We start from the raw sequence: 9293 nt of genomic DNA, 5'->3' as shown, positions 1-9293 counted from the left end.
AACGCACGCTGTGCGTGCAGGGCGCACCCGGCACCGGCAAGACCGCCGTCGGCCTCCACCGCGTCGCCTACCTGCTCTACGCCGAGCGCAAGCGGCTCGGCCGCAGCGGGGTCGCGATCATCGGGCCGAACCGGTCCTTCCTGACCTATATCCGCAACGTCCTCCCGGCCCTGGGCGAGGTCGACGTCGCGCAGACCACGCTGCGCGACCTGCTGGAGACCGTCCCGGTGCGCGCGGTCGACACCCCCGAGGCGGCGCGGGTCAAGGGCGACGCCCGCATGGCCGAGGTGATCCGCCGCGACCTGTGGTCGCTGCCCGCGCCGCCGACCGAGACCCTGGTGGTGCAGCGGGGGTCCCGCCGGTGGCGGCTCTACCCCGACGACCTCGCCGAGCTGCTGGACGAGCTGCGCGGCCGGGGCGTCGCCTACGGGTCGGGCCGGGAGCTGCTGGCGCACCGCATCGCCCACGCCGTGCTCACCCGGATGGAGGCCGCCGGTGAGGCGTGCGACGACCGCACGCACGACCAGGTGCGCCGCACCCGCGAGGTGCGGGCCGCCGTCACCGCCATGTGGCCCAAGGCCGACCCGCTGAAAACCGTGTTCGGCCTGCTCACCGACCCGGAGCGGCTGGCCCGCGCCGCCGACGGCCTGCTGACCGCCGAGGAGCGGGCCGCCGTGCTGCTGCCCGGCCGCCCGCGCGGCCCCCGTTCCGCGAAGTGGTCCGAGGCGGACCTGGCGCTGATCGACGAGGCCGCCGCGCTGATCGAGCGGCCCGCGAGCCTGGGCCACCTGGTGGTGGACGAGGCGCAGGACCTCAGCCCGATGCAGTGCCGGGCGCTGGGGCGGCGCTGCGCGAGCGGGTCGGCGACGGTGCTCGGTGACACCGCGCAGGCCACCGCCCCCGGCGCGGTGGCCGACTGGGCGGAGCTGCTGCGCCACCTCGGCGCCGCCGACGCCCGCCTCGCCGTGCTCGACCGGGGCTACCGGGTGCCCGCGCAGATCATCGACTACGCGGCCCGGCTGCTGCCCGCCATCGCCCCCGGGCTGGGCGCCCCCGGGGCGGTGCGCCGCTCCCCCGGCGCGCTGCGGGTCACGCCCTGCGCCGAGGACGGCGTGCCCGGCGCGGTGGCGGCGGCGTGCGCGGCGGCGCTGGCGGGCGAGGGGTCGGTCGGCCTCATCGCCGCCGACGCCGACATCGGGGCGCTGCACCGGGCCGTCACCGACGCCGGGCTGGAGGCGTCCGTCCTGGGCACCGACGAGGACGCGCTGACCGCCGCCCGGCTGGTCTGCGTGCCCGCCACCCTGGCCAAGGGCCTGGAATTCGACGCGGTCGTCGCCGCCGAACCCGCCGCCATCGCCGACGCGGAGGCGCGCGGTCTGAACCGCCTCTACGTGGTGCTGACCCGCGCGGTCAGCACCCTGCACGTCGTCCACGCCCGCCCCCTGCCCGCCCCACTCGGCTGACCCGGGCCGGCCCCGGCCGGCCGACCCCGGCCCCGCCCCGCTCGATCGACCGCTCGACCGCCCCGGCCCACCCCCCGACGGCCGGCCCGGGGCCGCCCGTCGGGGGGTGGGGCACCCGACCCGGGGACTGTGGTCGACCGCAGGTGGGATCTGCTGTGGGCACCCTGGCCGGGTGGGGGGCGTGCGGCCAGGGTGGTGGGCATGTCCGTTCGCCTCCGCGCCGCCCGCGCCGGGGCGGCCGCCGCGCTCGCGGCGGCCGTCCTGGCCCCCGTTCCCGCGCTCGCCGCGCCGCCGCCCGCCGCCGACACGCCCGTGCTGGACGCGGCCGCCGTCGACGCCTACCTCACCGACTACCTCGACTCCTCGGCCCTCAACGGGGCGGCCGTGGCCGTCACCCGGGGGACCGAGGTGGTGCACACCGCCGGGTACGGGACCACGTCCGGCGGCGACCCGATGGGGCCGGACACGCCCATGGGCGTCGCGTCCGTCAGCAAGTCGTTCACCGCGCTCGCCGTCATGCGGCTCGTGGAGGAGGGGCGGGTCGACCTCGACACCCCGGTGCGCGCCTACCTGCCGGAGTTCCCGGTGCCCGACCCGCGCGCCGACGGCATCACCGTGCGCCACCTGCTCACCCACACCTCCGGCATGTCCGACGCCGGGTTCGCGGAGAAGAGCGAACCGCAGCCCGCCGACCTGGCCGGCGCGGTCGCCCGCCTGGAGGGCGCCGAGCTGGTCTCCGACCCGGGCGCCGAGTACCACTACACCAACCCGAACTACCACGTCGCGGCCCGCCTGGTGGAGGTGGTGTCGGGCCGCCCGTTCGCCGCCTACCTCGACGCGGAGGTGTTCACCCCGCTGGGCATGGACGCCACCCGCACGGTGGAGACGTCGGCGGACGCGACCGCCGCCGGCGTGCCCGAGGGGCACGTGGCGCTGTTCGGGCAGGCGCTGGCCCTCCCCGAGCCGCACGGCTACTTCAACGGGGCGGGCGGGGTGGTGACCACCGCCGACGACATGGCGGCCTGGCTCATCGCGCAGAACAACGAGGGCGTCGGCCCCACCGGCGAGCGCGTCCTGTCGGCCGAGGGCGTCGCGGCCACGCACACCGGCGGCGGCCCCGACGGCGGGACCGGCCTGGGCTGGAACGCCGGGGAGACCGACGGCGGTGCCCCGCTGGTGGAGCACGGCGGCATCCAGTGGACGTTCACCGCCTACCAGATGCTGCTGCCCGACAGCGGGTACGGCATCGCGGTGATGGCCGACAGCGGGCTGGGCGGCGGCGACGCGTACGCGGTCGCCGCCGGCCTGGCGGCGCTGGCCGAGGGCGCGGAGCCGCCGGCGGGCCCGGCGCGGGCACTGCTCGCGGGCGACGTGGTGCTGCTGGTGCTCGGCCTGGGAGCGGCGGCCCTGGGCGTGCGCGGGGTCCGGCGGTCGGGGGTGTGGGCGCGGCGCCGCGCCGGCGCCCCGGTGGGGTGGGCGGCGCTGCGCTGCCTACCGCCGCTGGTGCCCGTGGCGGTGTTCGCGTCAGCGCACCGGCTGGCCGGGTTCCTCACCGGCGGCCGGGACATGCCGTGGTCGCTGCTGGGCTACCTGACGCCCATGGGGACGGCGTTCCTGGCCGTCGCGGCGGTCGCGGGCGGCGCGGTCGCGGTGGCGCGGACGGCGGCGCTGGTGCGGGCGCGGCGCGCGCCGGCGCCGCCGACCGCCCCCGAGCCCGCGCCCGCCGGGGTCTGAGGGCGGCGCGGCCGGGTCCCGGACGCGGAGACGGAAGGACGGCGGCGGTGCCGGTACGTCGCGCACCGGCCCCGCCGCCGTTCGGGCCCGTTCGGGCTACTCCCACTCGATGGTGCCCGGGGGCTTGCTGGTGACGTCGAGGGTGACCCGGTTGATCTCGCGCACCTCGTTGGTGATGCGGTTGGAGATCGTGGCGAGCACGTCGTAGGGCACGCGCGACCAGTCGGCGGTCATGGCGTCCTCGCTGCTGACCGGGCGGAGCACGACGGGGTGGCCGTAGGTGCGGCCGTCGCCCTGCACGCCGACCGAGCGCACGTCGGCGAGCAGCACGACCGGGCACTGCCAGATGTCGCGGTCGAGGCCCGCGCGGGTCAGCTCCTCGCGGGCGATGGCGTCGGCCTCGCGGAGCACGTCGAGCCGTTCGCGGGTGACCTCGCCGATGATGCGGATGCCCAGGCCGGGGCCGGGGAACGGCTGGCGCCACACCATCTCGGCGGGCAGGCCCAGCTCCTCGCCGACGCGGCGGACCTCGTCCTTGAACAGCTCGCGCAGCGGCTCGACCAGGGTGAACCGCAGGTCGTCGGGGAGGCCGCCCACGTTGTGGTGCGACTTGATGTTGGCGGTGCCGGTGCCACCGCCGGACTCGACCACGTCGGGGTAGAGGGTGCCCTGGACCAGGAACTCGACCTCCTCGCCCGCCGCCCCGCCGTCGGCCACGACCTCGCGGGCGGCCTGCTCGAAGACGCGGATGAACTCGCGGCCGATGATCTTGCGCTTCTCCTCGGGGTCGGTGACCCCGGCGAGCGCCGACAGGAACCGCTCTTGGGCGTCCACGACCTTGAGGTCGGCGCCGGTGGCGGCGACGTAGTCCTTCTCGACCTGCTCGGCCTCGCCCTTGCGGAGCAGGCCGTGGTCCACGAACACGCAGGTGAGCTGGGACCCGACGGCGCGCTGCACGAGGGCGCCGGCCACAGCGGAGTCGACGCCGCCGCTGAGGGCGCAGATGACGCGCTTGCTGCCGACCTCGGCGCGGATGCGCTCGACCTGCTCGTCGACGATGTTGACCATGGTCCAGGTGGGCCGGCAGCCCGCGCCCTCGTACAGGAAATGGCGCAGGATGGCCTGGCCGTGCTCGCTGTGCATGACCTCGGGGTGGAACTGCACCCCGTACAGGCCGCGGTCGCGGTCCTCCATGGCGGCGACCGGGGTGCTGGCCGTGCTGCCCACGGTGGTGAAGCCCTGCGGCGCCTCGGTGACGGAGTCGCCGTGCGACATCCACACCGACTGCACGGCGGGCAGGCCGTCGAACAGCAGGGCGTCGGTGCTCACCTCGACGCTGGTGCGGCCGAACTCGCTGCGCCCGGTGCGGGCGACGGTGCCACCGAGCGCCTGCACCATGGCCTGGTAGCCGTAGCAGATGCCGAAGGTGGGCACGCCGGTGGAGAACAGCTCGGCGGGCGCCTGCGGGGCGCCGTCGGCGTACACCGAGGAGGGCCCCCCGGACAGGATGATCGCCTTGGGGTTCTTGGCGAGCATCTCCGCGACCGGCATGGTCGAGGGCACGATCTCGCTGTAGACGTGGCATTCCCGCACCCGGCGTGCGATGAGCTGCGCGTACTGCGCGCCGAAATCGACGACGAGGACGGTGTCGAACGTGCTGTCGCCAGCACCGGCGTGGGACACGTAACGGCCTTCCCGCAGGTAGATATGGATGGGCCCAGTCTAATTCGTCGTATCCGGCCGCGCGCACGGCGCGGCGGACCCGTGGACCCGTCCGGCGGGAGGGCCGACCGCCCCGCCGGCCCGGGGGGAAGGGCGGCGGGGCGGCCGGGGTCAGCGGATGCGCAGGCCCTTCATGGCGCGCGCGCCGGCGGTGAGGAGCCGCGCCAGGGTCGCGGCGTCCATGCCGGGGGTGCCGGCCAGGCTGACGTAGTGCTGGCTGGCGACGGTCTGCGGTTCGGTGTAGCGCAGCAGGCCCTCGGCGCCGTGCCGGCGGCCCAGGCCGGACCGCTTCATGCCGCCCATGGGCGCGGCGTAACTGGCCCACGCGGCGCCGTAGCCCTCGTTGACGTTGACGGTGCCCGCCTGGATGCGCTCGGCGATGCGCCGGCCGCGCGCGACGTCGCGGGTCCACACGCTGGCGTTGAGCCCGTACTCGGTGGCGTTGGCGCGGGCGATGGCCTCGTCCTCGTCGCTGAACCGGTACACCGCCACGACCGGGCCGAAGGTCTCGTCGGCGCAGGCCGCCATGGACGGCTCCACCCCGGTGAGGACGGTGGGCTCGTAGAACAGCGGGCCGAGGTCGGGGCGGGCGTTCCCGCCGGCCAGCACCTCGGCGCCCTTGGCGCGGGCGTCGTCGACGTGGGCGGCGACCCGGTCGAGCTGGCGGGCGTAGGTGAGCGAGCCCATGTCGGCGGTGAAGTCGAGGCGGGCGTTCAGCTCCATCCGGCGCACGGCGGCGGCGAACCGGTCGGTGAACTCGTCGAAGACGCGGTCGTGGACGTAGAGGCGCTCCATGGAGATGCACAGCTGCCCTGCGTTGGAGAAGCAGGCGCGGACCGACCCGTCGACGGTCCACGGGATGTCGGCGTCCGCGCAGACGATGGAGGGGTTCTTGCCGCCGAGTTCGGCCGAGCAGCCGATCAGCCGGGCGGCGGCGCGCTGGGCGATGAGCGACCCGGTCGCGGAGGAGCCGGTGAAGGCGACGTAGTCGGCGTGGTCGATGAGGGCGTCGCCGATGTCGGCGGGTTCGCCGACGACGGGGATCCACAGGTTCTCCGGCAGCCCGGCCTCGACCAGCAGGTCGATGGCCCACAGCGCGCTGAGCGCGGTCTGGGTGTCGGGTTTGGCGACCACGGCGTTGCCCGCGAGCAGGGCGGGGATGGCGTCGCCCACGGGCAGCGACAGCGGGTAGTTCCACGGGGTGATGACCGCGACGGCGCCCTTGGGCTGGTGGTGCACGTAGGAGCGGGTGGCGACGGGCATCGCGCCGGGGGCGCGGCGGCGGCGGAGCAGGCCGGGGGCGCTGCGCGCGTGGTAGAGGGTGCCCGCGGCGGCGTCGAAGACCTCGTCGAAGGCGTGCCGGCGGGCCTTTCCGGTCTCCCACTGGAGGATGTCGAGGATCTCGTCCTGGCGGGCGAGCACCAGGTCGTGGAAGCGGATGAAGGGGCGGGCGCGGTCGCGCGGGGACAGCCGGGCCCACGCGCGCTGGGCGGCGCGGGCGCGCGTGAAGGCGTCGGCGACGTCGTCGGCGGTGCTGAGCGGCAGCTCGGCCAGTGGCGCGCCGGTGAACGGGGCGCGGGTGGTGGCGGTGGCGCCGGAGGTGGCGGCGAGCCGCCGGGTGAGCCGGTCGACCAGAGCGGGGTCGAGCGCGGGGGCCGCGGTGGTGCTGAGTGTGGCGTGTCCCATATCGGGAGCCTAGAACGGGCACCCCCCTCCTGGCTACCCGTGGGTAACCGCGTTTTCGTCCACCGCCCGAGGGGCGCGGCGGCCCGGCCGCGCCACCCATGGAGCGTCGCGCAGGTCACATCGCCGCCCCCCTGGACAGGCCGCGCCGGGAGGCGTTGAATTTCATCGTGTGATGAATTAATTCGCACACGGACCCCGTCCTTGGAGGCTGCAATGGCGCACACCGAGACGACCACCGTCGCCGTGTCCGGCGGCGGACCCGCCGGAATCATGCTGGGACTGCTGCTGGCCCGCGCGGGCGTGGACGTCACCGTGCTGGAGAAGCACGGCGACTTCCTGCGCGACTTCCGCGGCGACACCGTCCACCCGTCGACCCTGCAGCTCATGGCGCAGCTGGGCCTCATGGACGAGCTGGAGCGCATCCCGCACCGCAAGCTGACCACGGTGACCATCGGCAACCCCGAGCAGACCATCGTCGCCGCCGACCTCGCCGAGCTGCCCGGCGCCTACCGCCACATCGCGATGATCCCGCAGTGGGACTTCCTCGACCTGCTGGTCCGGCGCGCCCGCCGCTACCCCGGGTTCCACCTGCGTATGAACGCCCGCGCCACCTCACTGATCGAGGAGGGCGGCGGCGTGCGGGGGGTGCGCTACACCACCGCGGACGCCGACGGCGGCACCGAGGAGCACGAGCTGCGCGCCGTCCTCACCGTCTCCGCCGACGGCCGCCACTCGGAGCTGCGCCGGCTCTCCGGCCTGCTGCCCCGCGAACTCGGCGCGCCCATGGACGTGCTGTGGCTGCGGGTCCCCCGCGCCGCCGACGGCGCCACCTCCGGCCTCAACGGGCGGCTGGGCGCGGGCGCCATGGCCGTGGCCATCGACCGCGGCGACTACTGGCAGTGCGCCTACCTCATCCCCAAGGCCGGCGCCGGCGCCAGCGCCGACATCCGCGACCGGCCGGTCACCGAGCTCCAGGAGCGCCTGCGGGAGCTGCTGCCGTTCCTCGGCGACGCCGTGCGCGAGGTCGACGACTGGTCCAAGGTGGCGTTCCTCAAGGTCGGCGTCGACCGGCTGACCCGCTGGTACCGGCCCGGGTACCTTTGCATCGGGGACGCCGCGCACACCATGTCGCCGGTGGGCGGGATCGGCATCAACCTGGCCGTGCAGGACGCGGTGGCGGCGGCGAACCTGCTGGCCGGACCGCTGCTGCGCGCCCAGGACGACCCCGACCGGTTCGCGCGCACGCTCAACCCCGCCCTGCTCGCCCGGGTGCAGCGGCGCCGCCTGCCGGCCACCGTGGGCACCCAGCTCTTCCAGCAGCTCGTCCAGCGGCAGATCCTGGCCCGCGCGCTGTCGGCCGAGGAGCACCCGAGCCTCCCGCTGCCGCTGCGCCTGACGGCCGGGACCCGCGCGTGGTCGCGGGTGGTGGGGCGGGTGCTGTCGCGCGGTATCCGGCCCGAGACGATCACGACCCCCGAGGCGCCGGCGGCCGCCGCGCCCGGCGGGACCGCGCCGGCCCCCGCCTGACGGTCAGGCGTCCGGGCCGGCCGCGTAGCCGTAGGGGTTGGCCGACTGCCAGCGCCACGCGTCGGCGCAGCCGTCGTCCAGCGAACGGGTGGTCCGCCAGCCGAGGTCGCGGGCCGCCGCGGAGCAGTCGGCGTAGCAGGCGGCGATGTCGCCGGGGCGGCGGTCGGTGACCTCGTAGGGCACGGCGACGCCGGTGGCCCGCTCGAACGCCGCGATGGCCTCCAGCACCGACGTGCCGCGCCCGCCCGCCAGGTTGTAGGCGCGGTAGCCCGGGGCGTCGGCAAGGTGGTCGAGCGCCGCGACGTGGCCGCGCGCCAGGTCGACCACGTGCAGGTAGTCGCGCACCCCCGTGCCGTCGGGGGTGGGGTAGTCGGCGCCGAACACCCGGACCTTGTCGCGGCGGCCCGCCGCCACCTGGGCGATGTAGGGGAAGAGGTTGGCGGGGACCCCCTGGGGGTCCTCGCCGATGAGCCCGCTCGGGTGCGCCCCGATCGGGTTGAAGTAGCGCAGCGCCACCACGTGCCAGTCCGGGTCGGCGGCCGCGGTGTCGCGCAGGATCTGCTCGGCGAAGAGCTTGGTGGCGCCGTAGGGGTTGGCCACCGACAGCGGCATGTCCTCGGTGATGGGCACGGTGGCGGGGTCGCCGTAGACCGTGGCCGAGGAGCTGAACACCATGCGCCGCACCCCGTGGTCGGCCATGACCTCGCACAGGGTCAGCAGGGCGTCGATGTTGTTGCGGTAGTAGCGCAGCGGCTCGCGGGTGGACTCGCCGACGGCCTTCAGCCCGGCGCAGTGCACGACCGCGTCGACGGCGTGCTCGGCGAACACCTTCTCGACCGTCACCCGGTCGGCACAGTCGCCCGCGTGGAACGCCACGGGGCGCCCGGAGATGCGCTCGACCCGGCGCACCGCCTCGGCGTGGCTGTTGGCCAGCGAGTCGAGGAGGACGACCTCGTGGCCGTCGGCCAGGAGTTCGACCGCCGTGTGCGTGCCGATGTAGCCGGCGCCGCCGGTCAGCAGGACCCTCATCTATCGCCACCTGGTTGCGCGCGGACGCCCGCAGGCGCGGGCCCCTTCGTCGAGTGTGCACGTTCAGGATATGCACGCCCGGGCGCGGCCCCGCCGGGCCGGGCGGCCGCCGTCCCCCGAGGGGGGCGGCGG

At 75.7% G+C, this 9293-nt stretch carries 6 protein-coding genes; 3 read left to right on the top strand and 3 right to left on the bottom strand.

Annotation, left to right across the window (positions count from 1 at the left end):
* On the top strand, window positions 1–1463 hold a 1463-nt coding region (locus NT8_RS24985; RefSeq protein WP_067974562.1), incomplete at its 5' end, for a HelD family protein.
* A 201-nt stretch (window positions 1464–1664) separates the two neighbouring features.
* Window positions 1665–3197 carry a serine hydrolase domain-containing protein gene (locus tag NT8_RS24980; RefSeq protein ID WP_174549633.1) on the top strand — a complete coding sequence of 511 codons (1533 nt, stop codon included), beginning with the start codon at window positions 1665–1667 and terminating at the stop codon, window positions 3195–3197.
* Between the two features lie 96 nt (window positions 3198–3293).
* Here NT8_RS24980 and guaA read toward each other — a convergent pair whose 3' ends face one another.
* Window positions 3294–4880, bottom strand: a complete 1587-nt coding sequence (gene guaA, locus NT8_RS24975; protein WP_067974556.1) for a glutamine-hydrolyzing GMP synthase — start codon at window positions 4878–4880, stop codon at window positions 3294–3296.
* 150 nt (window positions 4881–5030) lie between these two features.
* The gene (locus tag NT8_RS24970) at window positions 5031–6605 is read right to left on the bottom strand and encodes a succinic semialdehyde dehydrogenase (RefSeq protein ID WP_067974555.1); all 1575 of its coding nucleotides are present in this window, start codon (window positions 6603–6605) and stop codon (window positions 5031–5033) included.
* 213 nt (window positions 6606–6818) lie between these two features.
* Between NT8_RS24970 and NT8_RS24965 the strand changes: the two genes are divergently transcribed.
* On the top strand, window positions 6819–8132 hold the full coding sequence (locus NT8_RS24965) for an FAD-dependent oxidoreductase (RefSeq protein WP_067974553.1): 1314 nt from the start codon (window positions 6819–6821) through the stop codon (window positions 8130–8132).
* A 3-nt stretch (window positions 8133–8135) separates the two neighbouring features.
* Here NT8_RS24965 and galE read toward each other — a convergent pair whose 3' ends face one another.
* Entirely contained in the window at window positions 8136–9161 is a 1026-nt protein-coding gene (gene galE / locus NT8_RS24960; RefSeq protein ID WP_067974545.1) for a UDP-glucose 4-epimerase GalE, read from the bottom strand.
* Between the last annotated feature and the right edge of the window lie 132 nt (window positions 9162–9293).

Source organism: Nocardiopsis trehalosi NBRC 14201, assembly GCF_001552555.1.
In the GTDB taxonomy this organism is placed as follows: Bacteria; Actinomycetota; Actinomycetes; order Streptosporangiales; family Streptosporangiaceae; genus Nocardiopsis_B; species Nocardiopsis_B trehalosi.
This window is presented reverse-complemented; position numbering and strand designations above follow the sequence as displayed.

Coding starts and splice junctions, on each gene's coding strand:
- NT8_RS24980 (WP_174549633.1), top strand. CDS start 1,665: ATGTCCGTTCGCCTCCGCGCCGCCCGCGCCGGGGCGGCCGCCGCGCTC.
- NT8_RS24970 (WP_067974555.1), bottom strand. CDS start 6,605: ATGGGACACGCCACACTCAGCACCACCGCGGCCCCCGCGCTCGACCCC.
- NT8_RS24965 (WP_067974553.1), top strand. CDS start 6,819: ATGGCGCACACCGAGACGACCACCGTCGCCGTGTCCGGCGGCGGACCC.
- galE (WP_067974545.1), bottom strand. CDS start 9,161: ATGAGGGTCCTGCTGACCGGCGGCGCCGGCTACATCGGCACGCACACG.